The sequence below is a fragment of the Hydrogenobacter sp. T-8 genome (assembly GCF_011006175.1).
In the GTDB taxonomy this organism is placed as follows: Bacteria; Aquificota; Aquificia; order Aquificales; family Aquificaceae; genus Pampinifervens; species Pampinifervens florentissimum.
The window spans coordinates 237702-263559 of sequence record NZ_CP048795.1 but is presented as its reverse complement, the minus strand read 5'-3'; the positions used below and the strand labels follow the sequence as shown (position 1 = coordinate 263559).

Below are 25858 nucleotides of genomic sequence, written 5' to 3'. Positions count from 1 at the left end.
TCTCTTAGTGAAGGAGTGGTTATGAGAATTGTCAACAAGGAGATTTTACAATGAATTACGCACCGCATATAATCAACTATTTGAGTGCCAGCGAAGACATAAGGGAGGTATACCTTGTGCCAAAAGCCTTTATAACAGAGAAGAGGGGGCAGAAACTTCTAAAAGTTTCAGATACCCTTCTCACCCCTGAGGATATAAGGGATACACTGGTAGCCCTTAGAAGCCACACACCCTTTGCACTTGGACCACTTGGAAAAGAGGGCATGTTCTCCTTTGGTCTTCAAAATGTGGGTAGGTTCAGGGTAAAGTATATAACCCAAAGGGGTAGCTATGTGGTCTATATATTAAAAACTCCTTACCACATACCACCCCTTAGCAAACTCTGCCCAGATAGAAACGCAGTTAGCAAGCTGGAGGAGATAATAAGGCTATACAGCTCTGGTGTCCTTCTCTTTCAGGGGAAAAAACATATCCTCGTAAACACCTTCATATACTCCCTTCTGCAGAATGTATGTGATAACTACAGCAAAGTTATTTTTATCCTGGAAGCTCCTCTGACCTTCTTACTTAGACACGGGCAATCCCTAGTGGTTCAGAGGGAGGTAGGTGTTGATGTGGATACCTTTGAGGAGGGTTTGAGAGATGCCTTCTATATGAACCCTCATATAATCTTTATGGGTTACAGAGAGGTAATACCAGCCAAGGAAGCGGAATACCTACTTAGGCTTGCTGAAGATGCCCTCCTCTTGCTTAATGCACCTGCCCTTGACAAGGTCTTTACTGAATTTTTCAAGCCTTTAATCAGAGCATGGGTGTATGTGAGCAGTAATACAGATGGGACTGTATCTTTGAGCTTCAAAGACACAGAACCTCAGGCTCAGGAAAGCCGTTAAACTCCGCAGCGTATACGGTGGTGTAAGCTCCTGCAGAGAGAATGTAAAGATAATCACCCACTTCTGGCTCAGGCAGTGGCACCATGCGTGCAACCACATCCATGCTATCGCAAGAAACACCACCTATTGTCCACTCCTTTAGCTCTCCATCTCTTTCAAGGTAGAAGGGATACCTTATACCTCCGAGGGCTTCCGCAAGACCGTTGAAGACTCCCGTGTCTATGTAAAGCCAGTTTTCCTCGCCCCTCTTAGCCTTTCCTATAACCCTACAAACCATAATGCCTTGGTCTCCCACTATACCCCTGCCCGGCTCTATTTGAAGCTCATGGGGAAGTGAAGGCATAAACTTCTGAAGTAGCCCCTTTACATAGTAAGCTATATCTTCTATCCTAAGGGCTTCGTAGGTATACCTCACTGGCAAACCACCACCCATGTTTAGCATCTGAAGTCTCAGACCTCTGAGTTTTGCCTTCTGCCAAAGCTCGCTGGCTTTCTTTATACCTATGAGCCAGTTTCTAAAGTTGTTGCACTGAGACCCCACATGGAAGGTGATACCGTAAGGAATAAGACCTTTGCTCTGGGCATATTCCAATATGTCAAGGGCTGTATCCACATCCACACCAAACTTCTTTGAAAGAGGCCAGTCGCTCCCCTCGTTGGGAACCACAAGCCTTGCGTATACCCTTGACCTTGGAGCTGTCTTTGTCAGCTTCTCTACCTCTGTGAAAGAGTCCACTACGAACCTGTTTATCCCCTTCTCGTAGGCATAGGCTATAAAGTCCATAGGCTTTACAGGATTGCTGGAGATTATCCTTTCTGGCTTTACTCCAAGCTCTAAGACTTTTTTTAGCTCCTCTGAAGAAGCCACCTCAAAACCAGAGCCAAGCTCCGCAAGGGTCTTAAGAATGTCCACATGGTCGTTAGCCTTTACCGCATAGTAAACCTTAAACTGAGAAAAGTGATACTTTACCTCTATATATCTGCTTTTTATACCCTGAAGGTCCATAAGTAGCAGAGGGGTTTTCTGTGGCTTTAGGTAAGGAAGCAGATGCTCTCTTTGGGAGATGAACTCCGTAAAATACCTGCGGGTATTTTCGTATTGCAAAGACAAGGGGTCTATGGTTTCTTTTAGCATTATGGCATATAATATATACCAAACGGCCCGTAGCTCAACTGGATAGAGCGTGGGACTACGGATCCCAAGGTTGCGGGTTCGACTCCCGCCGGGCTGGCTTTCATTGACTTTTCATGAAAACCACCTTAAAATTGTCTTTAAATTCACTTAGGAGGTAAAGCCATGAGAAAAGTTCTTTTTGGAAGCCTTTTCTTGGTAGGACTTAGCCTTGCCCAACCCAAGATTGAAGTAAAGGACGCATGGGTGCGAGAAGTTCCTCCTACCTCTAAGATGTCCGCTGCCTACATGGTTATAGAGAACAAGGGGAAAGAAGCGGACAAGCTCGTGGATGCGTCTAACAATGTTTCTGAGATAACAGAACTTCATGAAACCGTGGAAGGCAAGATGAGAAGGGTGAAAGCTATAGAGATTCCCGCAGGTGGGAAAGTAGAACTAAAGCCCGGTGGTCTTCACGTAATGCTTATAAACCTCAAGAAGCCTCTCAAAGAAGGCGATACAGTTGAGCTTACCCTCAAGTTTGAAAAGTCTGGAGAGGTCAAAGTCCAAGCGCCTGTAAGAAAGGGCATGGGTGGGCACATGCATAAACATGGACATTGAGCTTTCTCATAGAAAAGGAGCTCCTGAGAGAATTATAATTGGTTAAAACTCACTAAGGAGGTGAACTATGCCTGTGCATAAGGTAGAACCAAAGAACCATCTTAAGCCTTCAAACCTAAATGGCATTTCCAACGAGCAGATTGAACCCCACTTTGAAGCCCACTATAAGGGCTATGTGACTAAATACAATGAGATCCAAGAAAAGCTCGCAGACCTTAACTTCTCTGACAGAAGCAAAGCAAACCAGAACTATTCCGAGTTCAGAGAGCTAAAGGTGGAGGAAACCTTCAACTACATGGGCGTTGTCCTTCACGAGCTTTATTTTGGTCATCTTGGTGCAAAGGGACAGCCTTCAGAAGCCCTCAAAAAGAAGGTAGAAGAAGACTTTGGCTCATGGGATGCCTGTATTCAGGAGATAAAGGCAACAGGTATAGCCTTCAGAGGTTGGGCTATCCTCGGACTTGATATATTCTCTGGCAGGCTTGTGGTAAACGGTCTTGATGCTCACAATGTTTACAACTATACAGGGCTTATCCCTATCATAGTTCTTGACACCTATGAACACGCCTACTATGTGGACCAAAAGAACAAGAGACCTCCTTACATTGACGCCTTCCTCCAGAACCTAAACTGGGAAGTTATAAACGAAAGGTTTGAAAAGGCTATGAAGGCTTATGAAGCCCTCAAGGATTTTGTGAAATAACCTCGCGGGGGCTTTGCCCCCATACTATCCATCCTTCTTCCTTGTTTATACAAACCTTCTTTACACCGTCGTAGTTTATTTCCTTTGATATTTTATAAAGCTGTGGGTTTTTTATAAAAGATTCCATATGCTCTCTTATGTCAAAGTAGAGAAGGCTTTTGCTATCCATAAGCACGCAATAGTTCCCTTTTGGGTCTATAAAGCTACCGCATACTGGACAACGAGTGAAGGGCTTAGGAGGTGGAGGAAACTTCTCTTTTAGTTTTTTTACCTTGTAGGCTTTCAAAAATATGGCAATGCTTAGGGCGATGATAATTATGTCCGCTATGAGCACTTCTGGCAGTGAGAAAATCTTTATAAGAATGCCCGTCAGTATAACAAAGAAGCCTACAAGGTTTATGGCAAAAACGAGAAAGGTGTACCCAAGAGGGAACTCTTTTATAAGCATAAGTATGGCAAAGAAGAAGCCAAAAACCTGAACAAACCTCGCCACTATTACAAGCAGGTTAACAAAATCCCACTGCTCTTGAGTCATATCCATGAGACTTTATTTCTGAACCCCTCTACATACAATGACAAAGCTCATCCAGTCTTAAGGCTATGCCTGTTAAAATATCTCAAGCACATGAAGGAAACGCGCATAGTAAAATACATAAAAAGCATAATAAGAAACCACAAATACACCACCACAGAGGACATAATGCTCTTGCTTGAGAGGTATTACGGACTTCCTATAAAAGTCCCCTCCGTATACTACAAATACAAAGCCATAATAAGGCAATGCAGACAGACGGTTTACAAAGAAAGGAGGAAAAAAAGAGATGTATGACCTTGTCATTGTGGGTGCAGGTAGTGGTGGCTATGAGGGTGCACTATACGCACACAGAAGAGGTATGAAGGTTGCCCTTGTGGAGCTAAGTCCAGAAACGGTGGGAGGAAACTGTCTAAACAGAGGGTGCATACCCTCCAAGTATATGAGGCATGGTGCTTATATGTTGGATAAATTTCAAAGGCTTCCAGAGTATGGAATATCTCTCAAGGGCTATGACCTAAACATGCAAGCACTCAAAAAGGGAAGGGACAGGGTGGTGCTCACTATAAGAGAAAACTTTAAAAAGTTTGCGGAGCATCTAAAGATTCCCATATTCTATGGCAAAGGCATCCTCAAAGACGCTAATATTGTAGTGGTTGAGCCCGAAGGGGTTGAGCTTAAGGCAAAGTATATACTTTTGGCTACTGGGTCATCTACAACCTCTGTTGGCAACCTAGTGCCCGACGGAAGATATATCTTTGACACAGACCAAATATGGTCTTTGGAGGACTTCCCAAGGAGAATCCTTATATTAGGTGGTGGTGCGGTGGGCGTGGAGTTTGCCTACATATTTAGGATGTATGGCTCTGAGGTGGTCTTGGTGGAGCTAAAAGACAGACTTTTACCTACTCCAGACATACCAGAAGAGTCCTCTCGCTATCTTGCCAGAAAGCTAAGGAAGATAGGTGTAGATATAAGGCTCAAAACCACGCTCAAAGGCTGGGGGGTATCAGGCTCGCAGGTGAAGGCTTTTCTTTCCGATGACTCTGAAGTTCAAGCAGACCTTATCCTGCTTGGTGTAGGAAGAAAGCCCAACACGGAAGGCATAGGTCTTGAACAGTTAGGTATTGAAAAAGACTCCAGAGGCTTTGTAAAGGTAAACCAGTTTTGTCAAACAAACATCCCCAACATATACGCCTGTGGAGATATAACTTCTCCTTTGATGCTCGCTCACAAGTCCATGTATGAGGCGAAGGTTGCCATAAGCCACATGCTCGGAGACAGAGACATGGTTAGAAACGAAGGGCTAGTTCCTAAGATAATTTACTCCGCCTATGAAATCGCCAGTGTGGGTCTTACAGAAGACCAAGCGGAAGAAGAAGGCTATGAGGTAAGGGTAGGCGTGGTATCCTTTGTTCCCAATCCGAAGGCTATGGATGACGGAGAAAACGAAGGCTTTGTAAGGCTTGTGGCAAGCGAAGATGGAAAGATATTGGGTTGTCATATACTTGGTCCACATGCGGGAGAGCTTCTCCACCAAGTATTGCACCTCATGAAGGCAGACCTTGGAGTGGACTTTCTTTCAAAAGCCATGTATTCTCATCCCTCTCTCTCAGAGTCCATAGTTCAAGCAGGCATGGAAGTGCACTTTGGACCCATAACCTGGGCAAAAAGGCATTAGAGTTCTGCCAAGATATCGCTCACTATTAGCTTTCCTTCCTCCAACTTTATATCCTTGACCAGTGCGGACACAAAGGGTATGTAGAGCCTCCCTTCGTCTATCTCCAAAAGGTCATAGGGCTTTTGTTCCACAACCCCTGAAACCCTTCCCATATGCCTTCCACTTTCCGTAAAAACCTCCAAGCCCTCAAGCTCAAAGTAGTAGTATTCTCCCCTTTTCCTCTTTGGAAGCTCACCCTTAGGCAGAAAAATCTTCGCTCCACTAAAGGGCTCTACTTCTTCAAGCCTTTTAAAACCCTCAAACCTCAATATTAAATAGTCCTTTCCATGTGGTTTTGAGTATTCCACAACAAAAGGCACATACTCCCCACCCTTACGCTTTAGAAAAACCCTTTTTATCTTTGACCAATGCTTCTTGTCTAAATATGTCTGCACCTTTAGCTCGCCTCTAAGCCCGTATGTGTCAAGCACCTTACCTATTACTACATATTGATTTTTCTCATTGATGGGTTCTTCTCTCTGCATACTTTATAGTCTACATACTTTTTAAAGGAGGAAGAAGATGGCAATGCCAACTTGGGAAGAGGTAGAGGCTGTTCTTGATGAAATAAGACCAGCTCTTAGGTTTGATGGTGGAGATGTTGAACTTGTAGACATAAAAGAAGATGGCACTGTGCTTGTGAGAATGGTGGGAGCTTGCTCAGGCTGTGGTATGTCTGTGCTTACACTAAAGGCAGGCATAGAGAGAGCCCTCAAAAACAAGTTCCCAGAAATAAAAGAGGTCAAGGATGTGAACATGGATATTCCTATGACCTTTGGATTCTGAACTACTGAACCTTTATGTAGGCAAACCGCTCAACTGCCTGAAGATGCCCTATCATCCCAACGCCAGAGGGAACTATCTTTGTGAATTCGTGCAGTTTATTAGCATCAAGCCTCAACCTTTGGAGGGTTATATTACAAATAAGATATTCAACTCCATATGTGGAAAGGGATTTCTCCTCCTCGTAAAGTTCTTGAAGTTTTATAGATTCCTTTTCCCAAGGAGTGCCTGAGAGGTCCTTCATGAAAAACTTTACTCCGGGTCCGTGGGCTACTACCACAATCTTTATTTTCATAGGATTGAAGTCGTAAACAGAAAGATGATTCCCTATATTTCTAAGCATGGTTCTAAACCTATCCTCCTGAGGAAAATCACAGTGATAAACAACACCTATCTCCGCATCTTTTTTGACCTGTGACATATCAAGTTTCTGTGGCGATGCTTGTGCAAATTTGTTTATCAAAGGCACAGAAGTAAACAAAGAAATCCACTTAAAAAAACCTCTTCTGTCCATATAAACACCTCCTTATGCAAGGAGATATAATCTATATAACAAAGAAAGCTATAAAACTTTTTTGTCGGAACCATAAGGTATTTTTATGTTCTTATATTTTTAACCCTTATACCAAGCTCCTCCACAGCCTCCAAAAATTCTCTAAACTTGTATATTCTCTTATCGCATAAAACTATAGTTCCACCATCCTCTTTACTTCTCATTAGCCTACCTATTCCCTGTCTAAACTTTATGAGAGCCTTTCTTTTTTGATACTCAAAAGGGTCAAGTCCCATAGACTTTAGAAACCTTATTCTGTGAAAGGTAATAGGCTCGTCTGGGCTTTCAAAGGGTAGCTTTGCCATAAGTATACCCTTCTCTCCTTTTACATCAACGCCAAACCAGAGGCTATCGAGCCCCACAAGAGCCTTTATCCTTCCAGACCTTAGCTTTTCAAGAAGTCCAGACAAAGGCTCATCTCCCTGAAAGGCTATATCCCTTTCCTTTTCAAAAAGCCTTACATGTTCCTTGTTAGTTAAAAGCACCAGAAGTTTATCGTATAGGCTTCTCAGATATTTATAGGCATTCTTTAGGCACCGCTCCCACTCTTCTCTTTTTCTTGGGTCTGCGGAGTATACAAGGAAGTTAACCTTCTCGTAAGGAAAGGAATGCTCAAGGTCGTAGTATTCACCCTTTATTCCTAAAGTTTGCCTTAGGTCTTCTGGGTCAACGGTCGCTGAGGTAATTATGATAGCCTTGTAACCTGCCCAGTCCACATGACCTGCAGGAAAAACGGGGAAAGCCTCAAGCCAATAGTTAAAAGTCTGAAGCCTTCTGCTGAAGCGTCTACCCACGAGATACCCCATTCCAGGTGGGTCTTCCTTCATAATTTTGTAGAAATCTCTGACCCTGTTTAGTCTCCTTGTTAAAAGCTCGTAGTTTCTTATTTTCTTTATCCATTTTTCCTCTTCCTCACTGGGTGCCTCATAGTTTGCCTTTAATTCCAAATAGCTTTCCCAATCAAGAATATTGCTTTTAAGCATATACTCTTTTAAGGTCATGCTTACAAACATTTTCCTTGTAATGAAATCTGTTAGCTGTGATATGAGGTTTTCTCTTATGGTTTTGTGAAAATAGAGAAGTGGTCTAAGGATATGGGTTTCAAAATCTTCCGCATAGGGCTTTAGACTTTCAAGGGCAAGCTCTTCCTTTTGCTCTTTGAAAAGTCCTTCAAAGTGTTTTATGAAAGAGTCCTCTAATTCAAGCCTTGCGTCTTTGAGAAAGTCAAGAATCTTTCCCATTATATCAACTCTAAGGGTATAAAGAGACACCCCCCATGTGAGACTGCTGGTTATACACTTGTCAAGCTCATGGGCTTCATCAAGGACAAGCACCCTTTCCTCTGGGTTTTCAAAATCCTTTAAGGTCAGAAGGGCGTGGTTTACCACAATTATGTCCGCCTGCCTTTCAAGCCTTTTTAGCCTTCCCCAGTAGAAGCAATCATGCCTATACTTGCAGGTTTGTCTGTAATGAAAGGTGCAATAGTCATCATCCACGCAGAGCGTATCCCTAAGCTCTGGCTCAAGACTTACAAACTCAAAATCACCATCCCAACCGCTCTCCAACAGAGATTCAATCTCCGCAGGTCTTCTTTCCAATGATAGGTCATAGAACCTATCCAAGCACAGATAGTTGCTTTTGCCCTTCAAAATAACGTAGCTAATATCCTCTCCATATATATACGAGTAATAAGACCTAAGATTTTCAATATCTCTCCTTAGTTGTTCCTGAAGTAGCTTTGTCCCGGTGGAAACTATTGCCTTCTGTCCTTTTTCCATGAGAGGTATAAGGTAGCCATAAGTTTTTCCGGTCCCTGTAGGTGCTTGTATTATCTTTACACAGTTATTCCCTTCTTCTATGGCGGACAGGACTATATTGAAAAACTTCTCTTGAGCCCTTCTTCTCTCAAGACCCTTCTTAAGAAGAAATTCATACACTTCAAGAGCCATGCTAAAATTCTAAGCTATGACGAACTTTTTAATAACTGGGTGTGCAGGCTTTATAGGTTGGAAAACTGCGGAAAAACTATTACAAAAAGGCTACATCGTGGTAGGTCTGGACAACATGAACGACTACTATGACACAAGGCTAAAGGAGTATAGGCTATCACTTCTCAAAAGGTATGAGAATTTCACCTTCTACCCCGTGGATATAGAAGACAAGGAGTCTCTAAAAGAGGTTTTCAAAAAACACTCCTTTGACTGCGTAATAAACGAGGCAGCGAGGGCTGGAGTGCGTTATTCCATAGAAAACCCTTATGTTTACTTTACCACGAACACCATAGGCACTTTGAACCTGCTTGAGCTATGCAAAGACTTTGGTATTAATAAGTTCGTATTGGCTTCTACATCCTCTCTCTATGCAGGACAAAAGATGCCCTTTAGAGAAGACCTGCCTGTTAACACACCTATATCTCCCTACGCTGCTTCAAAAAAGTCCGCAGAGGTTCTTTGTTACACTTACCACTACCTTTATGGCATAGATGTGTCAGTTGTTCGCTACTTTACCGTTTACGGTCCTGCAGGCAGACCAGATATGAGTATTTTTAGGTTTATAAAATGGGTGCTTGAGGGCAAGCCTCTTGAAGTCTTTGGTGATGGTTCTCAAAGCAGGGACTTTACCTACATAGACGATATCGCAGAGGGGACTATTTTGGCTACAAAGCCTCTTGGCTATGAGGTTATAAACCTTGGGAATAACAAACCCCACACGCTTACAGAGGTAATATCTCTAATAGAGAAATACACTGGCAAAAGGGCTGTGCTTGAGCTGAAAGACTTTCACAAGGCGGACATGAAAGCCACATGGGCGGACATACAAAAGGCTCAAAGCCTTCTTGGCTGGAAGCCACAGGTAGACCTTGAGGAGGGAATAAGAAGAACCGTGGAGTGGACTTTAGAGAACTGGGAGTGGGTAAAGGAAGTGAAGATATAAAAGGCTATTCACTATAAGCCAGCTTTATAGAGTTAATAAGTGAGGCTTATAATGATATAAAAACTCTGAAAGGTATTAAAGCTGCCGTGCGTATATCTTTTTACTAAAGGAGGTCTATCATGGAGATAGGCGGTAGCTTTTACGACAGGAAAGCCTACAGCACTTGCTATATGTGTGCCTGCAGGTGTGGCATAGAGGTCTATGTGAGAAATAACAAGGTGACATACATAAAGGGCAATGACGCTCATCCAACCAATAAGGGTGTTCTCTGTGCCAAGGGTTCATCTGGGATAATGAAAGAATACAGCCCTGCAAGGCTCAGGAAACCTCTGCTGAGAGTGGGTCCAAGAGGCTCTGGGCAGTTCAAGGAAATAGAGTGGGAAGAAGCACTTGAGATAGCTACCCAGTGGCTGGAAGAGGCAAGAAAGAAGGGACCCTATAAGATTGCCTTCTTTACAGGAAGAGACCAGATGCAGCAGATAAACAGCTGGTTTGCCAGCCAGCTTGGGACGGTCAACTGGGCAGCGCACGGAGGTTTTTGTTCTGTAAATATTGCTGCCTCTGGTCTGTATTCCATTGGTGGCTCTTTCTGGGAGTTTGGAGAGGCGGACTTTGAAAATACAAAATACTTTATGCTTATAGGCGTGGCAGAAGACCACTCTTCTAATCCCTTCAAGCTGGGTATTCAAGAAATGAAACGCAAAGGTGGAAAGTTTGTGGTGGTAAACCCAGTGAGATGGGGCTATGGTGCAATAGCGGACGAGTGGGTGCCTATAAAGCCAGGCACTGACGGTGCTTTCTTTATGGGTATAATGCATGTGCTTTTTAAATACAACCTTGTCAACTGGGAGTTTCTAAAAGAATACACCAATGCAAGCTGGCTTGTAATTCAAGCACCGGGCACCTCAAAGGACGGTCTCTTCTACAGAAATGCAGAAGGCAAGCCTATGGTTTATGATAAAAAGTCTCAGTCCTTTAAGCCTGCGGACAGGATAGTGCCAGATAACCTTGACCCTGCCTTTATAGGAGAGTTCACCACGCCAGAAGGCTATAAGGTGAGACCTGCTTTTGATATATTCGCAGAGAGGCTCGTAAAGGACTATAGCCCAGAAAAGGTGGAAAAGATAACGGGCATACCTGCAAAGGATATAGAAAGAATAGCCAAGGAAATGGGAACTATAGCCCTGTATCATCCAATAGAACTACCCATAGAATGGACGGATGTATGGGGAAGAAAGCACAAGAAGGTTATAGGTAGACCTGTTTCCTTCCATATGATGAGAGGTGTGGCATCTCATAGCAACGGTTTTCAAAGTGCAAGGGCTGTGTTCTTGCTTATGATGATGCTGGGTGTGGTGGATGTGCCCGGAGGTTTTCTTAATAAGCCACCCTATCCCAAACACATAGAAGACCTTCCAAAGCCTTACAAGATTACCAGACCTGATGAGATAAAGTATGGAGAGGTGTATCCCGGACCACATCTTGGTTATCCTCAAAACCCCGATGACCTTCTTGTGGACGAAAAGGGCAACCCTGTAAGGATAGACCATGCCTACAGTTGGTGGTTTCCTCTAACCGCTCACGGTCTTATACAAAACGTTATACCTGCAGCATACGAGGGCAATCCTTACCACATTGAGGTGCTTATGATTTACATGGCAAACATGGCATGGAACTCCTCTCAGAATATACCCTACATAATCCAAGCCCTAACTGCTACAGACCCTGCGGGTAATTACATAATCCCTAAGGTTATAACCATAGATGCCTTCTATAGCGAGCAGGTTGCATACTCGGACTTAGTTCTTCCAGATGCCACTTACCTTGAGCAATGGTTTGCTCTGTCTTTGCTTGATAGACCACCTTCTGCGGTAGATGGTCCTGTGGATGCTCTAAGACATCCCATAGTAGACCCTCTGGCAAACGGCTATGATGTGAGAGGTTGGGGTGATGTGATGGTGGAGCTTGGCTCAAGGTTAAAGCTCCCTGGCTTTGTAAATCCAGATGGCTCAAGGAAATATAAGGACTTTAAGGACTTTCTTATAAACTGGCAGATAAGACCTGGTGTGGGTGCTCTTGCAGGATGGAGAGGCAAAAACGGAGACAAACACTTTGTGGGGGAACCAAACCCTAACCAGCTTGAAATGTATATAAAGAACAAGGGCTTTTTCTACTACAAACTGCCAGAAAATATGAGGTTCTACAGGCATGTAAACAAGGACTACCAAGAGTGGGCGGTAAGCGTAGGCTTTATAAAGAAGGTAGCTCCGATAGTCTTTAACTTCTACCTTGAAACGCTACAAACCTTTAGGCTTGCAGGTCAAGGATTGTGGGAAGGCAAAAACCAGCCACCCAACGACCCCATACTCAGAGAAAGACTTGTTAAATACTTTGACCCTCTACCCTTCTGGTATCCGCCCTTTGAGGAAGAGGTCTCCAATAAAGACTATCCTCTCTATGCCTTTACACAGAGACCCCAGTGGATGTATCACTCTTGGGACTCTCAAAATGCATGGCTAAGACAGATATCCACAAGGAACTACCTGTATATGAACCCCAAGACCGCAGAGAAGCTTGGTATAAAGCACCTTGACTGGGTATGGGTTGAGTCCAGAATAGGAAAGGTAAAATGCCAAGTGTTTCTCACCAATACTACAGAACCCAACTCTGTTTGGACTTGGAACGCCATAGGCAAAATGAAAGGAGCATGGGGTCTAAAGCCAGAAGCTGACGAAGGGCGTGAAGGCTTTCTCCTCAACCATGTTATACCCCACAGCATACGCATAGGAGGAAGGGAAGTCTACTATGGAGACCCAATAACAGGACACCTTGCTTGGTTTGATACAAAGGTAAAGGTCTACAAAGCGGAAGACCAAACACCAGAAACCTACCCGCAGTTTGAAGTAGAGCCACTTGACTACATTAAAGAAAGATGGGTGCCAGTGCTGAGGTATAAGCCATGAAGACCCTTGAGAAGAAGACTTTAGCGGACTATGAAGCATTGCCAGAAGGTAGTCCCTACCAGCTTGTTGAGGGAGAGCTTATTATGAGCCCAGCACCAGGGTTTGAACATTTTGGGAGCTCCTTTAACCTTGTACTAAGGCTTGCGGATGCTGTTTATCGTGCTGGCAGAGGAAGGGTCATTTACGCCCCAGTAGACCTATATCTTGACGAAGAGAACGTCTACCAGCCAGATATAATGGTGATTCTCAGGGGTTCAAAGGCAAAGATAACCAGAAAAGGCGTTTATGGACCGCCTGATGTGGTGGTGGAAATACTCTCACCCTCTACCGCTTATTATGACTTGACGCAGAAGAAGGATGTTTATGAGAGGTCTGGAGTGAGAGAGTATTGGCTTGTAGACCCTCTTAGGAGAACCTTTGAGGTATATCTCAATACAGAGGAGGGTTTTAAACTCATAAGCAAGGCAAAGGGTAAGGGTGTGGTGAGGTCTGAGGTGCTTTCTTTGGAGCTTGAGCTTGAAGAGGTTTTTGAGGGTATAGAGCCATGAAGATCCTTGAGAAGAAGACCGTAACAGATTATGAGGTATTGCCAGAAGGTAGCCCATACCAACTCATTGAAGGAGAGCTTGTTATGAGCCCAGCACCGGGGTTTGAGCACCAGCAGACTTCTATAAACATAAGCCACAGGCTTTATAGTTTCCTCAAGCAAAAGGCTATTGGAAGAGTGCTATACGCACCCCTTGACGTGTATATTGATGAAGAGAACGTCTACCAACCTGACATAGTGGTAATTCTCAAAGGCTCAAAGGCAAAGATAACCAGAAAAGGCGTTTATGGACCGCCTGATGTGGTGGTGGAGATACTTTCACCTTCCACTGCATACTATGACTTGACGCAAAAAAAGGATGTTTATGAGAGGTCTGGAGTGAGAGAGTATTGGATAGTGGACCCTCTTAGGAGAACTTTTGAGGTATATCTCAATACAGAAGAGGGTTTTAAACTTATAAGCAAGGCAAAGGGTAAGGGTGTGGTGAGGTCTGAGGTGCTTTCTTTGGAGCTTGAGCTTGAAGAGGTTTTTGAGGGTATAGAGCCATGAAGACCCTTGAAAAGAAGACTGTAGCAGACTACGAGGCATTGCCAGAAGGTAGTCCATACCAGCTTGTTGAAGGAGAGCTTATTATGAGCCCAGCACCAGGGTTTGAGCACTTTAGAAGCTCAAAGAGGGTCTTTGTGAGATTATATAGGCTCATCGAAGATGCAGGCAAAGGTGAGGTCATCTACGCTCCAGTGGACTTATATCTTGACGAAGAAAACGCCTACCAGCCAGATATAATGGTGGTTTTAAAAGGCTCAAAGGCAAGGATAACTAGCAAGGGTGTGTATGGACCGCCTGATGTGGTGGTAGAGATACTCTCGCCTTCCACTGCATACTACGACCTAAGGGTCAAGAAAAAGGTTTACGAAAGGGCAGGAGTGAGAGAGTATTGGATAGTTGACCCTATGGAAAGAAGCCTTGAAATATACACAAACTCAGAAGAAGGTTTTAAGCTAACTTCAAGGGCTGTGGAAAAGGGTAAGGTATTTTCTAAAGTTTTAGATGTAGACTTAGACCTTGAAGAAGTTTTTAAGGAGGTATAAAGATGGCACAGTTTGCACTTGTGATAGACCTTAACACCTGTGTTGGCTGTCATGCCTGTGCTACAAACTGCAAAGAGTGGAACACACAGGCAGCCTTTGGACCTCTTTCTGACTTTGACCCTTATGGTAAGGAGCCTCAGGGTGTTTGGTATAACAGAATAATGACCTACGAAATGGGCGAGTTTCCAAATACGCAGGTCTTTCACCTTCCTAAGTCTTGCCTGCACTGTCAAGACGCACCCTGCGTCCCAGTTTGTCCCACAGGTGCAAGCTACAAGAGAGAGCAGGATGGCATAGTGCTTGTAAATTATGATGACTGCATTGGTTGTAAGCTCTGCTCTTGGTCTTGTCCCTATGGTTGTAGAGAATTTGACGAAGCGGACAAGGTGATGAAAAAATGCACCCTTTGTATAGACAGAATATACGACGAGTCCCTTCCACCAGAGCACAGAAAACCTGCCTGTGTCCTTACATGCCCTGCAAAGGCAAGGTTCTTTGGAGATATAGAAGACCCAAACAGCGAAGTGTACAGGGTCATAAAGGAGCGTAATGGCTTTGTGCTATTCTCTGACGCAGGCACAAACCCAGGTAATCACTACTTGCCAAGAACGGAGACAAAAGTCCATGTGGACGAGCACCTTCTAAAGCACGATAATCCTCTCTTCTTAGAGGTTTTAAGAAGACATCATGTAGGAGGTTAAGGCATGCATCCACCCATCTCTTTGATATGGTTTTTCTTAACCGCAGGTGTTTCCATAGGGCTTTTCACCTTTACCTACTTTATGGAGTTTCTCATACTCTTTGGTAAAAACACCGCAATGCCAAGACAGGCAGTTATTATTTCACTGGTTATCTCCCTCATCCTCATAGGACTTGGTGCAATTGGTGCGAGCTTTCACCTTGGACACAAAATGAGAGCCTGGAAGGCTATAAAGCGTTTCCACACCTCTTGGCTTTCCCGTGAGGCGGTCTTTAGTGGAGTCTATGGTTTTGTCCTTTTTCTTTATGGGCTTGCCTATTACTTTAATGCAAACCCCTTTATACAGCACTCTTTGGGTATCCTTACCTTTGTTCTTGGATGGCTTTCTGCCTTTTCCACTGCCATGATATACGCCAGCAACAAGTTTGTGCTTGAGTGGAATACCTCTCTCACGGTGCTTTATTATCTCAACATGTATCTTATGCTTGGCTCCTCTGCCTTTTTGTCTTTGACCTATTTTTACAGACCCGAGTTTATCCCAACTTATCTTTTCCTCACATTCCTATTTGTTTCCCTTGGGCTTGCCTTTAGGATAGCCTTTAACATAAGGCAGTTTATCATTCCAAGACCAACCATAAATGAAGCCCTAAACCTACCACACAACAGACCCATAAGAGTCCTTGACACAGGCACAACCACAAACAATTACTGCACAGAGGAATTCTATTACAAAAAAGGTAAAGACCTACTTGGCTCTGTTCTTCCTGTTGCCTACATACTCACCTTCATTGTGCCACTTTTCCTTATAGTCTACGCTTGGATTACTGGAAACTATAACTACAACTTTTTTAAGATAGCCTTTGCAAGCCTCGTATTGGGTAGCTTTTTAGAAAGGTGGTGTTTCTTCGTGGAAGGCAACCACGTGCAAAATCTCTTTTATGGACTATACCCAGAAGAAGGCTATAGACTGAGAAAGGGCTATATGGAAAGAAAGAAAACGGTCATAAGGCTCTAATCTTCCTTTTGGCACTCCTCCCTTATTTTCCTAACCACCGCCCTGAGAAGAGGCAGGGCGGTCTCCATTATGCTTGTATAAGCCTTTTCTGCCAAAGAAAAATCGTATATATGAACCACTTCATTTCTTAGTCTAACCACGCGAGGAATATTGTTTCCAAAACCCTTCTCTAACATTCCAACGGAGTAAAAACTCTTAAAACAATCCATAGGAGAATTACATTCAAGCCCTTTTTGCTCTAAAAGAAAAAGCCTGACCGTTTTCCACGAGGTTTTAAAGGTGTATTCAAACCTTTTTACACAAACTTCATAAAGAATCTCTTCCTCAAGCCTTTCTTTGAGGTCCTTTACCTGCTCCAACTTGCCTAAAGCCCTTTCTGTTTGAGCCAACTTTTTAAGTAATCTTTCCCCACATGCCATAACACCGCTCCTGTGAGTATGCTCTCTAAGAATTCCTCAGACAATCTCCTTAACTCTACAAGCTCAATCCTCTTTGGTGTGTCCACATACAGGTTTAGCTCTTCCTCAAGCTGTAGAAAAAGCCCATCCTCTATGGGTTCAAGGCAGTCCAAAGCAAGGTCTATATCTGAAAGCTCTGTGTCCTCTCCTAAGGCGGTTGAGCCATACAGGAGAAGAAGACACTTATCTATGTTTAGCTTAGACCCAAGAACTTCAAGCACTTGTTTCCTTAGTTTCCACAGCTCTCCACTTTCCATCACCAATCAAAAGGCACAATATCTACCTGTTGACCTGCCTTTAGCTCATGCACCCCTTCGTATACTACCATGTAGCAGTTGGCATCCATGTATGAGGTAAGCATGTGAGACTGAGTTTTAGGAGAATAGTCACAAAATAGCCTGCCGTCCTTCTCCATATACTTCGCTCTTACGAACTCTCTTCTTTCCGCATCCTTCCTTGAAAAATCCCTAAGAAGCTCTGCCTTTAGAAACTTGGGTCTATGCTCTTCTACTCCCTGCATTTTCAAAAGGGCTGGTTTAACAAGTATATCAAAAGCCATGACACAGGATACGGGATTGCCCGGTAGACCAAAGAAGAGGGTCCTTCCCCTTTTGGCAAAAAGCACAGGTTTTGCAGGCTTTATCCTTAGCTTGTGGAAGACCACCTCAAAACCCATATCCTTTACCAACTTATGGACAAAATCCTTCTCTCCTGCAGATACCCCACCTGTGGTGATAAACACGTCGTAATCTTCCACCCTCTGGAGGACTTTCTTTATACTCTCTGGCTCATCCCTTATTATCCCCAGCTGGTGCACTTCACAACCAAGCTCCCTTGCCCTTGCATACAGAAGGTGATTATTTGTGCTCCTTATCTGTGATGGCTTTTCTATGGGTTCTCCAGGCTCTTTTATCTCGTCGCCAGTGGAAAGCACCGCTACTCTTGGCTTTTGACACACTTCCACAAAGACCTTGTTGGCAAAGGCAAGCAGACCTACCTCATAGCCCCTTATCCTCGTGCCTCTCTTGAGAATAAGTTCTCCTCCCTTTATTTCTTCTCCCCTTCTCCTTATGTTAGCACCCTCTTTGAAAGACCTTTCTATGAGCACATACTCACCTTCAAGTTTCGTATATTCTACAGGCACAACCGCATTTGCACCCTCTGGAATAGGTGCACCCGTGAATATCCTTATGGCTTGTCCCCTCTCTAAGCGTCCAGAGAACTCACCACCTGCGGAGACCTCACCCACCATCCTTAGCTTTACTGGAACTTCCTCAAGGTCTTGAGATACGACCGCATAGCCGTCCATGGCGGAGTTATCAAAGGCTGGGCTGTCCCTGTCTGCAAACACATCCTCCGCCAGCACCCTATTTACCGCATCCCACAGCAACACCCTTTCCGTTGGTAGTCTTTCCACTCTTTCAAGGAGCAAGTCAAGGGCTGTCTCGTAAGGCGTAAGCATGCCATACCCCCTAAACAAATATTTTTGCAAAATCAATTTCAACTTCACAGGCTGATAGCTTGAAATTCCTGTCAGGCTTTTCTTCGTATTTATCCTCCAAAAGCTCAAAGACCCTAACACTTCTCTCTTCGGGGTAAACTAACACAAAGTATTTCACACCTTCCCTTTCACACAGTTCAAACTTTAGCCCTTCGTCCATATGCCTGCTGGAGGGCGAAACTATTTCCACCACAAGCTCTGGAGGTCTTTCTACTCTCTCAGGAATATCCCCACAAAGCACCATTAAATCAGGTCTTATAACTGTATCATAGCTAACATACCAATCAAGCTCTGAATAGACTACACACTGAGGACACCCTACCAGCTTTGTTATCAAAAGCCAAGAGAGCTGGCTGAGCAGCATTTGGTTCACTGGTCTAGGCGACGCCATAGCGTAGGGAACGCCCTCCACCAGCTCCCAGTCTCCTTGCCAGTGCTTCCAGTCCTCCACCGTGTATCTTACTGGATACCTTTCAGCCAAGCCCATGGCTCTATTTTATACCCGCCAGCCACTTGCTGACAAGTTCCGCTTCCATTTCCGACAGCCCCTGACCCCATGGACACCTTTTCGTAAGCTCCATAACTGCCTCAGGCTTACCCTTGTACTTCTCCTTTAGGTAGCTCAGGGGCTTTCTATCCTTTTCTGTATGGCATCTCATACAAGAATTTTTAAAGATAAGCTCTCCCTCTAAGGCAAAGCCAAGGCTTACAAGCAAAAGGGATATATAAAACTTTTTCATGACCGCACCTCCGTTTAAAATATCTCTTAATGTTAAAGATAGCCTTAACAGGAAATCTTGGCTCTGGTAAATCCACCGTAGGAAGTTTTTTTCAAGAGGCCGGCTTTCACGTCTTTGATGCGGACAGAATAATAAGGTCCTTCTACGAAGAAAAGGGTGAAGTTTACAAAAAGGTATTAGAGGCTTTTGGCGATAGGGTGCTTGACAAGGAGGGAAACATTGACAGAAAAACACTTGCACAGATAGTCTTTTCAGACCCACAGAGCCTAAGACTGTTGGAAAGTATAACTCATACTGAACTATACAGAAGGCTTGATGAAGAGTTTAGAAGGCTTCCTTCAAATAGCATTGTGGTTGTGGAAGCAAGCCTGTTAATAGAGAAAGGCACGTACAGAAATTACCACGCGACGGTGCTTGTGTATGCACCTTATGAACTTTGCAAGGAGAGAGCCTTGAGGGCAGGCTACAGTTTGGAGGACTTTGAGAGGAGATGGAGAAACCAACTGCCACCTGAAGAGAAGATGAGATACGCTCACTTCATACTGGAGAACACGGAAACCCTTAACAAACTCAGAAGCAGAACCTTTGAACTTGTGAGGGTCTTCAGGAATTGGGTGGAGTTTCAAAATGAAGAATTTTCTTGAGCCCATAAAGGAGGAAATAGCAAAAGCTGAAAAAAGCCTCAAGATAGCCTCGCCTTGGATTGATCAGTGTATGGTGGAAAAGATCCTTGAAGGACTTCCTAAGGGGGTAAAACTTGAAGTTATACTTAGGGCAGGAGATCTAAAGGACCTCGGCATAACAGGTGAAGGAACATTCAGAGTTTTGGAAAAGTATGGGGCAAAAATATATATAAACCATAGGCTTCACGCAAAATTAATACTCATAGACGATAAAGTAGCCTTCGTGGGCTCCGCAAACCTTACAAGGTCTGGGCTTGAGGAAGAGGGCAATTTGGAAGTGATGGTTTCCCTACGGGGGGAGGAGGTTAAGAAGACCCTTGAGCTATTTGAGGATTATAAAAAAGAGTCTGTAAGGCTATCTAAGGATGCGGTAGCGGTTGTTGTGTCTGCAGAATCTTCTGTAGAGGCGGTGGTTCTTCTTTTTGAGAACCTTCCAGAGCAGTCTTTCCTCTGGGCTCAGGGTGAGAGGGGAAGACTTCTATGTAAGCTCACAAGGGTATACACTCAGACAGGTCAGCTGGATTTTGTGGAGATGCCTTCTGAAAGCAGGAGCTGGCTCGTTGCCTACTATAAGACACTCCTTAGAAAGTCTATCCTTATGGGAAAGGTCAAAGTGCTCCTTGAGCTCATAGAAGAAGAGGAAGGATACTTTAGCACGCCAATCTCTGGTCTTTTACCGGGAGACCAACTTCTCAGCGTCAGAGAGGAGGACGAGGGTCTGCGGAAGGTAATGAGAACAAACCTTTCTGGCTATACAATGGACCTACCCATAAAGGTTGGAAACCTCGTGGGAAAGGGAGTGTATGTCCACTTAGACCTTGCGAAGATAAGCGGTATGCACATGGCTGTTCTTGGGACAACAGGGTCTGGGAAAACCACCTTTGTGGTTAGGCTCGTGGAAAACACACCACCTGGAACATGCAAAACCCTTATTTTTGACCTTTTTGGAGAATACAAGCAAAAGCTGAGGATTAAAGAAGAAAGGGTGCACTATGTGAAAATACCCTACACTCTAATTCCTGTTTGGATAGAGGATATAAAGGACCTATTTAGGGAATATGGTCTTTCCCTTCACGAAAGGAGTGAGGAAGAGAGGGGTTTCCTTACTCAATTGAGGGCTTTCCTAAAACCAGACCTTAAGACCTCCGCCTACAATGAAAGGGGGCTTGGGGATATGCTCCTTAATGTCTCAAAGGGTGGACTAAGAAGGGATGTGGTTGAAGTGCTTCATATGATCTCAAAAGATATGGGGCAAGAGGCACTCCAAAATCAACCAGAGGTCTTTAGACTGCTGGAGGATGCTTTAAGCTCTACGAAAGATGTGGTTATAGTAGACCTTAGAGATGTGGTGAACCTTACAACACGATTGAACTTGACCGGTTTGATACTCAGGGAAATCTTGTCTTTGGCAAGGTCTAACACTCTGAGAAGACTTGTGGTGCTCGAAGAAGCTCATAACTTTGCTCCAGAGAGGGGTGCTACAGATGTCCCCGCTGGCAGGGAAAACTTCGCCATAAACATGACCAAGAGGATAGCCCTTGAGGGGAGAAAGTTTGGCATAGGTCTCGTGGCGGTATCCCAAAGACCTGCAAATCTGAGCAAATATGTGCTATCACAACTAAACACTCAGGCAATCTTCAGGCTCATAACCCAGAACGATATAAGCGCAGTGTCTCAGTTTTTTGAGTATCCCTCCGAAGACCAGCTGAGGCTTCTCCCCACCTTAAAACCCGGACATCTGTTCCTTAGTGGCATAGCGGTTCCCTTTAGCATGCTTGTGGAGATAGAGCTCTAAAGTTCTTTACTATCAAGAATTATGGTGACGGGTCCCCAGTTGACTATATGAACTTCCATCATGGCACCAAACACACCACACTGGGTAGGCACATACTCCGAGAGCCTTTTTACAAAAAGTTCGTAAAGCTCTTTTGCCCTGTCTGGTTTCTCCGTAAGCTCAAAGCTGGGTCTCCTACCTTTTTTTACGTTAGCGTAAAGAGTAAATTGGGAAACCACAAGTGCAGAGCCCTTTATATCAAGAATAGAAAGGTTAAACTTTCCAGAGCTATCTTCAAATATACGAAGGCTCACTGTCTTTTCTACGAGCTTTTTCACATCTTCCTCTGTATCTCCCACACCTACACCTAAGAGTATATTAAGCCCCTCCCCTATGCTTGCCACTTCTACGCCCTCCACAATAACCTTTGACTCCCTGACCCTTTGTAGAACAGCCCGCATGATGTAAAATTTTATTGTAGAATAAGGAGAAAGGAGGGAAGCATGAAAAGGCTTAGCATTTTACTATTACTAATAAGCTCCACATTCCTCTTTGCACAAGACCTCTCTAACATGAGACTTCTTGAAGGTATAAATCAAGTTCAGAGAAGCATTGAGCTTGCAAAGAGGGGGGAGGTGGACAAGAAGAACCCCTACCACTTTGAGAAGGCAAGGGCGAGCAGGGATGTGGCTAACTTGTTGGCTTCCGAAATGGATGAAGTAGGCTCAAGGCTCTTTATGGTAAAGAGCTTTAACGCTCTTTCTAAAACTGCTTCAGAAAAGGTGGCTCTTGATAGCATAGAATTCATAACTCAGGCGGAGATAAAGAAGGTTAAAAAGGTTGAATATGGTGAGTATGGGGAGCCTTTCTACTACGATGAAGAAGAAGGTTCAAAAGTAAGGGTAGAATACGAAAAAGCCCTTGGGATTGACATAAACTCCCTGAACTCCGCGCTAAGGTATGCAAGGGAAAACAAAGCCTTGAGCTGTGCCCCTGTAGAACTTGCAAGGGGGGAGGTTTACTACGATGCCATGGCTTATGAGCTTTCAAAACCCCAACCCAGCGTCACAAGAGTTGTGAATTTTTACGAAAAAGCCCAGATGGAGCTTAAGAATGCTATACAGAAGGTGGATATTGCCAGAGAAGGAAACCTTGAATGCTATACGGGAAAGCCCTTTGTTCCGGAGCTTGCAAAGGCTGAACAAGTGACACCTCCTCCCGCACCTGCTCCTATGCCAGCTCAACCTCAGGAAGAGCCCCTCATGGTGACCGCAAGGGTGCACTTTGACTTTGATAAACACAGCATAAAAAGGGAATACATCCCACTTCTCAACGAAGTGGTAAAGACCCTTAAGGAGAACCCCAATGTAAGGGTAAGGATAGAAGGCTTTACAGACAACATAGGACCAAAAGCGTATAACGACAGGCTCGCTCTAAGAAGAGCTCAGGCGGTAAGAGATTATCTTATAAAGGCTGGCATACCTGCGGACAGGATAGAGATCGCTGGCTTTGGAAAAGAAAGATACATAGCGGACAATACCACTCCCATAGGAAGGTTTACGAACAGAAGAGCGGAGTTTATCGTGATTCAAGTACCTAGTCAATAGAGGCATACGCCAAAATCTGCAAAGTTTTTATCCCTGCGTGCATCCATGATAAACTTAAAGAGCCTACTTTCTGAACCAGTATAAAGCCTGAAGGTCCTAACTGGCTCACAACCATCAAAGGAATTGAGCCTGAAAACTACCACAGACCCCCTTTCGGGCTGGCTATCTCTTATTATCCTTCTCTCCGAATAGAAGGGCAGGCTATGGTGGAAGTGTCCCACCTCATATGTGGGCTTTGCCCCAGTAGGGTCAAGTTCTCTTATAAAATGACCCAACTCTCTCACGTGCCTTTTGTTCTCCAGCTCTGGCAGTAGCCCAAGTTTGAGAAACACCACAATTAAGAGACCAGTCACCGCAGGCGAAAGCCTGTAGTCCCTGAGGAAAAGCACAAAGGGGAGAGGCAACAGAAGTAAAAGCAAGGTGTTTAGTGAAAAGACAAACACACCGATAAGAAGCACAAGCACTATCAGTGCGGAGAGCGTAAAGGACATAGTCTTCTTGAGCTTCTCCCAATCCTGAGACTCCAAAAAGCCAGAGGTAATAATGGCAAGGGCGGGAAAGGCAGGAAGCACATAAACGGGTATCTTTTGAGCGATAAGACTAAAGAGCCCATAAACAAAAGAAAACCACAGGAGGGGAAAGGCGTATTCTCTTCTGACCCTTAGGACTACCCAAAGAAGTGCTGGGAAGAAGATAAGCGAATAGGGTAAGAAGCTCACATTTAGGTCTGCTAAGTAAAAGTAGAAGGGCTCATTGCCATGATAGACCCTTTTGAGATTTTCTCGGTAGAAAACCTCCCAGAAGAGGCTTCCCTTGGTAAGGAGCTGATAGAAGTGCCACCAAAGACCCAGAGCAAGGGCAAAAAGGCTGAGAAGGTAATACCTAAGTTTTAGAAGCTCCTTTGGGTCTGTTAGAAGAAGGTATAAAAAGACTACGCCCGCCGGCAGGACAAAGCCCGCAGGACCCTTTACAAGCATGGCAAGAGAGGAAGAAAGAAGAGCGAGAGGCAGGAAAACTATGTTTTCCCTCCTGTAGTATAAAAGCCACAGATAAAGGCTAAGGGTTATAAAGAAGGTAAAGGGCAATTCTGGAGAGGCATATTGGGCATTGGCAAAGAACTGCAAAGATAGGGTAAGCACCACAAAGCTCAGAAGCCCGACCCTCCAGCTTCCAGTAAGCTCTCTTGCCATTAGCAGGGTTATGAGGCCCGTCCCAAGCCCAAGAAGGGAATGCATAAACCTAAGACCAAATTCGTTGACACCAAAGAGGGAATAGCCGATAGCCACAAGCCAATAGGTCATGGGTGGTTTATTGAGCCTTAACTCTCCATTATAGTATGGTGTTATGAAATCACCACTCTGTAGCATTCTGCGCGCAGAGTCCGCATAAAAGGCTTCGTTGGGAGACCAGACCTGAAAACTTCCCAAGTTAAAAAAGTAAAGCAGAGGCACCAAAAGAGCTATAAGGTAAAGCATGCTACAATTATAAACATGAAAAGTATACCCTTTATGAGCCTCAGGTATTATGCCTATGTTATATCCCTCTTGCTTCTCATCCTAAGCCTTCTATCTCTTTTTTATAAGGGTCTCAATCTTGGGCTTGACTTTACTGGTGGTAGTGTTCTTGAGGTAAAGTTTGAAAAGCCTGTAAAGGTTGGAGAGGTAAGAAGACTTCTTGAAGAAGCAAGATACTCTCACTTTCAAGTTCAGGACACCGCACAGGGAACGGTTATTGTAAAGCTAAGACTTGGAGACCCCACACAGCCAGCTCTTGAAAAGCTGAAGACCCTTTCCAACTACGAACTAATAAGGTCTGAAAGCATAGGAGGAATAATAACCTCTGAGCTTCGTCAAAAGGCAATATGGGCGATGCTAATTGCCATTTTTGGCATACTTCTTTACCTTGGATATAGGTTTGAACCCCTTTGGGCTTTTGGGGCTATAATTGCTCTGGCTCACGATGTGCTTATAGTGGTGGGTGCATATTCTATAACCCAGAGGGAGGTGAACCTTGATGTGGTAGCGGCTCTTCTTATCGTGGCTGGCTATTCGGTCTCTGATACGGTGGTGGTCTTTGACCGAATAAGGGAAAACCTCAGGATAAGGAAGGGAACACCCTTTAGAGACTTGATAGACATCTCCATAAACCAGACCCTCGCAAGAACCATAATGACCTCTCTTACCACCTTTGTGGTTTCTCTCATGCTCTTTATGTTTGGAGGTCCTGCCCTCTCTAACATAATGTTCTCCTTTGTAGTGGGTGTTGTGGTGGGAACTTTGTCCTCCATATTTGTGGCAAGTGCTCTGGTCTTTGATATTAAGAGCAGGTTTAGGGCTCAGCCCGTGGGTGTATAATCTTATTGATGAGGGATATTCTGTTAAGGGTAGGTGGTCTTATAGCGGTCGTTCTTATTCTTGTTGGAGGCTTTCTCCTTTGGGATAACTACAGAAATCGTAAACTTCAGGAGGCTTCTTATAAAGAATACGAAATAAGAAAACTTCTGCAAGCAGGCAACTACAAAAAGGCGGAGGAGCTTATAAACTCTGCCCCTAACAGTCCCATGAAACCTCTTCTTCTCTCCTATAAGCTCTACATTTCGAAGCATTCAAAGGAAAGCAAGGTTAATACCCATGAGGTGCTCGGTGAAATAGTAAAAAACCTCAAGGACAAGAAGCTATTAGCCCTCTACAGAGAAAGGTACGCTTATGAGCTCTTTAGAGAGGGTAAAAAAAAGGATGCTCTTAGAGAACTGGAGGGCATAAGGGAAGAGGACTTTAATTACGCAAGTTCTCTCCTGCTAAAGGCTCAGATTCTCAAAGCGGAAGGAAAAACAGAAGAGGCAAGGGCGGTCTTGAAAAAGATAGAAGAAAAAAGTCCCAACACCTACTTTGCCAATATGGCACAAGCTCTTTCTCTCATGGGGGATTAG

At 44.2% G+C, this 25858-nt stretch carries 30 protein-coding genes and 1 tRNA gene; 19 read left to right on the top strand and 12 right to left on the bottom strand.

Annotated elements, in window-relative coordinates; genetic code table 11:
* Positions 1 to 50: 50 nt before the first annotated feature.
* A complete protein-coding gene (locus tag G3M65_RS01520; protein WP_173832814.1) occupies positions 51 to 893 on the top strand; it encodes a twitching motility protein in 843 nt (280 codons plus the stop codon).
* On the opposite strand, the gene G3M65_RS01515 is transcribed toward G3M65_RS01520, so the two are convergent.
* Positions 856 to 2028 carry a type III PLP-dependent enzyme gene (locus G3M65_RS01515; protein ID WP_173832813.1) on the bottom strand — a complete coding sequence of 391 codons (1173 nt, stop codon included), beginning with the start codon at positions 2026 to 2028 and terminating at the stop codon, positions 856 to 858. The genes G3M65_RS01520 and G3M65_RS01515 overlap by 38 nt on opposite strands.
* 23 nt (positions 2029 to 2051) lie before the next feature.
* Here G3M65_RS01515 and G3M65_RS01510 point away from each other — a divergent pair.
* The 3 genes from G3M65_RS01510 (at position 2052) to G3M65_RS01500 (ending at position 3328) form a co-directional block, all read left to right on the top strand.
* Positions 2052 to 2125 (top strand) — tRNA-Arg (locus G3M65_RS01510).
* A 65-nt stretch (positions 2126 to 2190) separates the two neighbouring features.
* Positions 2191 to 2625, top strand: coding sequence for a copper chaperone PCu(A)C (locus G3M65_RS01505; RefSeq protein ID WP_173832812.1), 435 nt, complete (start codon positions 2191 to 2193; stop codon positions 2623 to 2625).
* Between the two features lie 67 nt (positions 2626 to 2692).
* Complete coding sequence (locus G3M65_RS01500; protein WP_173832811.1) at positions 2693 to 3328, top strand: superoxide dismutase; 636 nt, start codon at positions 2693 to 2695, stop codon at positions 3326 to 3328.
* On the opposite strand, the gene G3M65_RS01495 is transcribed toward G3M65_RS01500, so the two are convergent.
* Entirely contained in the window at positions 3309 to 3863 is a 555-nt protein-coding gene (locus G3M65_RS01495; protein WP_173832810.1) for a hypothetical protein, read from the bottom strand. The two genes, G3M65_RS01500 and G3M65_RS01495, sit on opposite strands and share 20 nt — an antisense overlap.
* A 90-nt stretch (positions 3864 to 3953) precedes the next feature.
* Here G3M65_RS01495 and G3M65_RS01490 point away from each other — a divergent pair, with 90 nt between their 5' ends.
* Positions 3954 to 4157 (top strand): hypothetical protein, encoded by a 204-nt coding sequence (locus tag G3M65_RS01490; protein ID WP_173832809.1) that lies wholly within the window; start codon positions 3954 to 3956, stop codon positions 4155 to 4157.
* On the top strand, positions 4150 to 5541 hold the full coding sequence (locus G3M65_RS01485) for a dihydrolipoyl dehydrogenase family protein (RefSeq protein WP_173832808.1): 1392 nt from the start codon (positions 4150 to 4152) through the stop codon (positions 5539 to 5541). The genes G3M65_RS01490 and G3M65_RS01485 overlap by 8 nt, the downstream gene beginning before the upstream one ends.
* Here the strand turns inward: G3M65_RS01485 and rimM are convergent.
* Positions 5538 to 6065 (bottom strand): ribosome maturation factor RimM, encoded by a 528-nt coding sequence (gene rimM, locus G3M65_RS01480; RefSeq protein WP_254426286.1) that lies wholly within the window; start codon positions 6063 to 6065, stop codon positions 5538 to 5540. The two genes, G3M65_RS01485 and rimM, sit on opposite strands and share 4 nt — an antisense overlap.
* A 37-nt stretch (positions 6066 to 6102) precedes the next feature.
* Between rimM and G3M65_RS01475 the strand changes: the two genes are divergently transcribed.
* The gene (locus tag G3M65_RS01475) at positions 6103 to 6366 is read left to right on the top strand and encodes a NifU family protein (RefSeq protein WP_173832807.1); all 264 of its coding nucleotides are present in this window, start codon (positions 6103 to 6105) and stop codon (positions 6364 to 6366) included.
* A 1-nt stretch (position 6367) separates the two neighbouring features.
* Here G3M65_RS01475 and G3M65_RS01470 read toward each other — a convergent pair whose 3' ends face one another.
* Together G3M65_RS01470 and G3M65_RS01465 are read right to left on the bottom strand one after the other, a co-directional pair.
* The gene (locus G3M65_RS01470) at positions 6368 to 6877 is read right to left on the bottom strand and encodes a DsrE family protein (RefSeq protein WP_173832806.1); all 510 of its coding nucleotides are present in this window, start codon (positions 6875 to 6877) and stop codon (positions 6368 to 6370) included.
* 83 nt (positions 6878 to 6960) lie between these two features.
* On the bottom strand, positions 6961 to 8865 hold the full coding sequence (locus G3M65_RS01465; RefSeq protein WP_173832805.1) for an ATP-dependent DNA helicase: 1905 nt from the start codon (positions 8863 to 8865) through the stop codon (positions 6961 to 6963).
* Between the two features lie 16 nt (positions 8866 to 8881).
* On the opposite strand from G3M65_RS01465, the gene G3M65_RS01460 reads away from it, so the two are divergent.
* The 7 genes from G3M65_RS01460 (at position 8882) to sreC (ending at position 16166) form a co-directional block, all read left to right on the top strand.
* Entirely contained in the window at positions 8882 to 9850 is a 969-nt protein-coding gene (locus G3M65_RS01460; protein WP_173832804.1) for an SDR family NAD(P)-dependent oxidoreductase, read from the top strand.
* A gap of 119 nt (positions 9851 to 9969) precedes the next feature.
* Entirely contained in the window at positions 9970 to 12813 is a 2844-nt protein-coding gene (gene sreA, locus G3M65_RS01455; RefSeq protein ID WP_173832803.1) for a sulfur reductase subunit SreA, read from the top strand.
* Positions 12810 to 13361, top strand: a complete 552-nt coding sequence (locus tag G3M65_RS01450; protein ID WP_173832802.1) for a Uma2 family endonuclease — start codon at positions 12810 to 12812, stop codon at positions 13359 to 13361. Before sreA ends, G3M65_RS01450 begins: the two co-directional genes overlap by 4 nt.
* Complete coding sequence (locus G3M65_RS01445) at positions 13358 to 13909, top strand: Uma2 family endonuclease (protein ID WP_173832801.1); 552 nt, start codon at positions 13358 to 13360, stop codon at positions 13907 to 13909. The genes G3M65_RS01450 and G3M65_RS01445 overlap by 4 nt, the downstream gene beginning before the upstream one ends.
* Positions 13906 to 14451, top strand: coding sequence for a Uma2 family endonuclease (locus tag G3M65_RS01440; RefSeq protein WP_173832800.1), 546 nt, complete (start codon positions 13906 to 13908; stop codon positions 14449 to 14451). Before G3M65_RS01445 ends, G3M65_RS01440 begins: the two co-directional genes overlap by 4 nt.
* Before the next feature lie 2 nt (positions 14452 to 14453).
* A complete protein-coding gene (sreB, locus tag G3M65_RS01435; RefSeq protein ID WP_173832799.1) occupies positions 14454 to 15152 on the top strand; it encodes a sulfur reductase subunit SreB in 699 nt (232 codons plus the stop codon).
* Positions 15153 to 15155: 3 nt separating this feature from the next.
* Positions 15156 to 16166 carry a sulfur reductase subunit SreC gene (gene sreC / locus G3M65_RS01430; protein WP_173832798.1) on the top strand — a complete coding sequence of 337 codons (1011 nt, stop codon included), beginning with the start codon at positions 15156 to 15158 and terminating at the stop codon, positions 16164 to 16166.
* On the opposite strand, the gene G3M65_RS01425 is transcribed toward sreC, so the two are convergent.
* Genes G3M65_RS01425 through G3M65_RS01405 form a run of 5 tightly spaced genes read right to left on the bottom strand, consistent with a single transcriptional unit; the run spans position 16163 to position 18865 of the window.
* A complete protein-coding gene (locus tag G3M65_RS01425; RefSeq protein ID WP_173832797.1) occupies positions 16163 to 16585 on the bottom strand; it encodes a nucleotidyltransferase substrate binding protein in 423 nt (140 codons plus the stop codon). The genes sreC and G3M65_RS01425 overlap by 4 nt on opposite strands.
* The gene (locus G3M65_RS01420) at positions 16531 to 16881 is read right to left on the bottom strand and encodes a nucleotidyltransferase family protein (RefSeq protein ID WP_173832796.1); all 351 of its coding nucleotides are present in this window, start codon (positions 16879 to 16881) and stop codon (positions 16531 to 16533) included. Before G3M65_RS01420 ends, G3M65_RS01425 begins: the two co-directional genes overlap by 55 nt.
* Positions 16881 to 18086, bottom strand: coding sequence for a molybdopterin molybdotransferase MoeA (locus tag G3M65_RS01415; protein WP_173832795.1), 1206 nt, complete (start codon positions 18084 to 18086; stop codon positions 16881 to 16883). The genes G3M65_RS01420 and G3M65_RS01415 overlap by 1 nt, the downstream gene beginning before the upstream one ends.
* 10 nt (positions 18087 to 18096) lie before the next feature.
* Complete coding sequence (locus tag G3M65_RS01410) at positions 18097 to 18612, bottom strand: Uma2 family endonuclease (protein WP_173832794.1); 516 nt, start codon at positions 18610 to 18612, stop codon at positions 18097 to 18099.
* 4 nt (positions 18613 to 18616) lie between these two features.
* Positions 18617 to 18865, bottom strand: a complete 249-nt coding sequence (locus G3M65_RS01405) for a c-type cytochrome (protein WP_173832793.1) — start codon at positions 18863 to 18865, stop codon at positions 18617 to 18619.
* A gap of 29 nt (positions 18866 to 18894) precedes the next feature.
* On the opposite strand from G3M65_RS01405, the gene coaE reads away from it, so the two are divergent.
* Together coaE and G3M65_RS01395 are read left to right on the top strand one after the other, a co-directional pair.
* Positions 18895 to 19509: a dephospho-CoA kinase gene (gene coaE / locus G3M65_RS01400; protein WP_173832792.1), complete on the top strand. Its 615-nt coding sequence runs from the start codon at positions 18895 to 18897 to the stop codon at positions 19507 to 19509.
* Positions 19493 to 21343, top strand: coding sequence for a helicase HerA domain-containing protein (locus tag G3M65_RS01395; RefSeq protein ID WP_173832791.1), 1851 nt, complete (start codon positions 19493 to 19495; stop codon positions 21341 to 21343). Before coaE ends, G3M65_RS01395 begins: the two co-directional genes overlap by 17 nt.
* Here the strand turns inward: G3M65_RS01395 and dtd are convergent.
* Positions 21340 to 21783, bottom strand: a complete 444-nt coding sequence (gene dtd, locus G3M65_RS01390; RefSeq protein ID WP_173832790.1) for a D-aminoacyl-tRNA deacylase — start codon at positions 21781 to 21783, stop codon at positions 21340 to 21342. The genes G3M65_RS01395 and dtd overlap by 4 nt on opposite strands.
* Before the next feature lie 42 nt (positions 21784 to 21825).
* Between dtd and G3M65_RS01385 the strand changes: the two genes are divergently transcribed.
* Positions 21826 to 22929: an OmpA family protein gene (locus tag G3M65_RS01385; RefSeq protein WP_173832789.1), complete on the top strand. Its 1104-nt coding sequence runs from the start codon at positions 21826 to 21828 to the stop codon at positions 22927 to 22929.
* Here the strand turns inward: G3M65_RS01385 and G3M65_RS01380 are convergent.
* Positions 22923 to 24404 (bottom strand): ArnT family glycosyltransferase, encoded by a 1482-nt coding sequence (locus G3M65_RS01380; protein ID WP_173832788.1) that lies wholly within the window; start codon positions 24402 to 24404, stop codon positions 22923 to 22925. The two genes, G3M65_RS01385 and G3M65_RS01380, sit on opposite strands and share 7 nt — an antisense overlap.
* Before the next feature lie 15 nt (positions 24405 to 24419).
* Here G3M65_RS01380 and secF point away from each other — a divergent pair, with 15 nt between their 5' ends.
* Positions 24420 to 25283, top strand: coding sequence for a protein translocase subunit SecF (gene secF / locus G3M65_RS01375; RefSeq protein ID WP_173832787.1), 864 nt, complete (start codon positions 24420 to 24422; stop codon positions 25281 to 25283).
* A gap of 8 nt (positions 25284 to 25291) precedes the next feature.
* Positions 25292 to 25858, top strand: coding sequence for a tetratricopeptide repeat protein (locus G3M65_RS01370; protein ID WP_173832786.1), 567 nt, complete (start codon positions 25292 to 25294; stop codon positions 25856 to 25858).

Excerpts from the sequence above, each read along its gene's own strand:
- G3M65_RS01515 (WP_173832813.1), bottom strand. The coding sequence starts at position 2,028 with ATGCTAAAAGAAACCATAGACCCCTTGTCTTTGCAATACGAAAATACC.
- G3M65_RS01405 (WP_173832793.1), bottom strand. The coding sequence starts at position 18,865 with ATGAAAAAGTTTTATATATCCCTTTTGCTTGTAAGCCTTGGCTTTGCC.
- secF (WP_173832787.1), top strand. The coding sequence starts at position 24,420 with ATGAAAAGTATACCCTTTATGAGCCTCAGGTATTATGCCTATGTTATA.
- G3M65_RS01395 (WP_173832791.1), top strand. The coding sequence starts at position 19,493 with ATGAAGAATTTTCTTGAGCCCATAAAGGAGGAAATAGCAAAAGCTGAA.
- G3M65_RS01485 (WP_173832808.1), top strand. The coding sequence starts at position 4,150 with ATGTATGACCTTGTCATTGTGGGTGCAGGTAGTGGTGGCTATGAGGGT.
- G3M65_RS01500 (WP_173832811.1), top strand. The coding sequence starts at position 2,693 with ATGCCTGTGCATAAGGTAGAACCAAAGAACCATCTTAAGCCTTCAAAC.
- G3M65_RS01470 (WP_173832806.1), bottom strand. The coding sequence starts at position 6,877 with ATGGACAGAAGAGGTTTTTTTAAGTGGATTTCTTTGTTTACTTCTGTG.
- G3M65_RS01460 (WP_173832804.1), top strand. The coding sequence starts at position 8,882 with ATGACGAACTTTTTAATAACTGGGTGTGCAGGCTTTATAGGTTGGAAA.
- G3M65_RS01450 (WP_173832802.1), top strand. The coding sequence starts at position 12,810 with ATGAAGACCCTTGAGAAGAAGACTTTAGCGGACTATGAAGCATTGCCA.
- G3M65_RS01520 (WP_173832814.1), top strand. The coding sequence starts at position 51 with ATGAATTACGCACCGCATATAATCAACTATTTGAGTGCCAGCGAAGAC.
- G3M65_RS01420 (WP_173832796.1), bottom strand. The coding sequence starts at position 16,881 with ATGGAAAGTGGAGAGCTGTGGAAACTAAGGAAACAAGTGCTTGAAGTT.
- sreB (WP_173832799.1), top strand. The coding sequence starts at position 14,454 with ATGGCACAGTTTGCACTTGTGATAGACCTTAACACCTGTGTTGGCTGT.
- rimM (WP_254426286.1), bottom strand. The coding sequence starts at position 6,065 with ATGCAGAGAGAAGAACCCATCAATGAGAAAAATCAATATGTAGTAATA.
- G3M65_RS01495 (WP_173832810.1), bottom strand. The coding sequence starts at position 3,863 with ATGACTCAAGAGCAGTGGGATTTTGTTAACCTGCTTGTAATAGTGGCG.
- sreC (WP_173832798.1), top strand. The coding sequence starts at position 15,156 with ATGCATCCACCCATCTCTTTGATATGGTTTTTCTTAACCGCAGGTGTT.
- G3M65_RS01490 (WP_173832809.1), top strand. The coding sequence starts at position 3,954 with ATGAAGGAAACGCGCATAGTAAAATACATAAAAAGCATAATAAGAAAC.
- G3M65_RS01440 (WP_173832800.1), top strand. The coding sequence starts at position 13,906 with ATGAAGACCCTTGAAAAGAAGACTGTAGCAGACTACGAGGCATTGCCA.
- G3M65_RS01465 (WP_173832805.1), bottom strand. The coding sequence starts at position 8,865 with ATGGCTCTTGAAGTGTATGAATTTCTTCTTAAGAAGGGTCTTGAGAGA.
- G3M65_RS01475 (WP_173832807.1), top strand. The coding sequence starts at position 6,103 with ATGGCAATGCCAACTTGGGAAGAGGTAGAGGCTGTTCTTGATGAAATA.
- G3M65_RS01445 (WP_173832801.1), top strand. The coding sequence starts at position 13,358 with ATGAAGATCCTTGAGAAGAAGACCGTAACAGATTATGAGGTATTGCCA.
- G3M65_RS01385 (WP_173832789.1), top strand. The coding sequence starts at position 21,826 with ATGAAAAGGCTTAGCATTTTACTATTACTAATAAGCTCCACATTCCTC.
- sreA (WP_173832803.1), top strand. The coding sequence starts at position 9,970 with ATGGAGATAGGCGGTAGCTTTTACGACAGGAAAGCCTACAGCACTTGC.
- G3M65_RS01415 (WP_173832795.1), bottom strand. The coding sequence starts at position 18,086 with ATGCTTACGCCTTACGAGACAGCCCTTGACTTGCTCCTTGAAAGAGTG.
- dtd (WP_173832790.1), bottom strand. The coding sequence starts at position 21,783 with ATGCGGGCTGTTCTACAAAGGGTCAGGGAGTCAAAGGTTATTGTGGAG.
- G3M65_RS01425 (WP_173832797.1), bottom strand. The coding sequence starts at position 16,585 with ATGGCATGTGGGGAAAGATTACTTAAAAAGTTGGCTCAAACAGAAAGG.
- G3M65_RS01410 (WP_173832794.1), bottom strand. The coding sequence starts at position 18,612 with ATGGGCTTGGCTGAAAGGTATCCAGTAAGATACACGGTGGAGGACTGG.
- coaE (WP_173832792.1), top strand. The coding sequence starts at position 18,895 with ATGTTAAAGATAGCCTTAACAGGAAATCTTGGCTCTGGTAAATCCACC.
- G3M65_RS01370 (WP_173832786.1), top strand. The coding sequence starts at position 25,292 with ATGAGGGATATTCTGTTAAGGGTAGGTGGTCTTATAGCGGTCGTTCTT.
- G3M65_RS01505 (WP_173832812.1), top strand. The coding sequence starts at position 2,191 with ATGAGAAAAGTTCTTTTTGGAAGCCTTTTCTTGGTAGGACTTAGCCTT.
- G3M65_RS01380 (WP_173832788.1), bottom strand. The coding sequence starts at position 24,404 with ATGCTTTACCTTATAGCTCTTTTGGTGCCTCTGCTTTACTTTTTTAAC.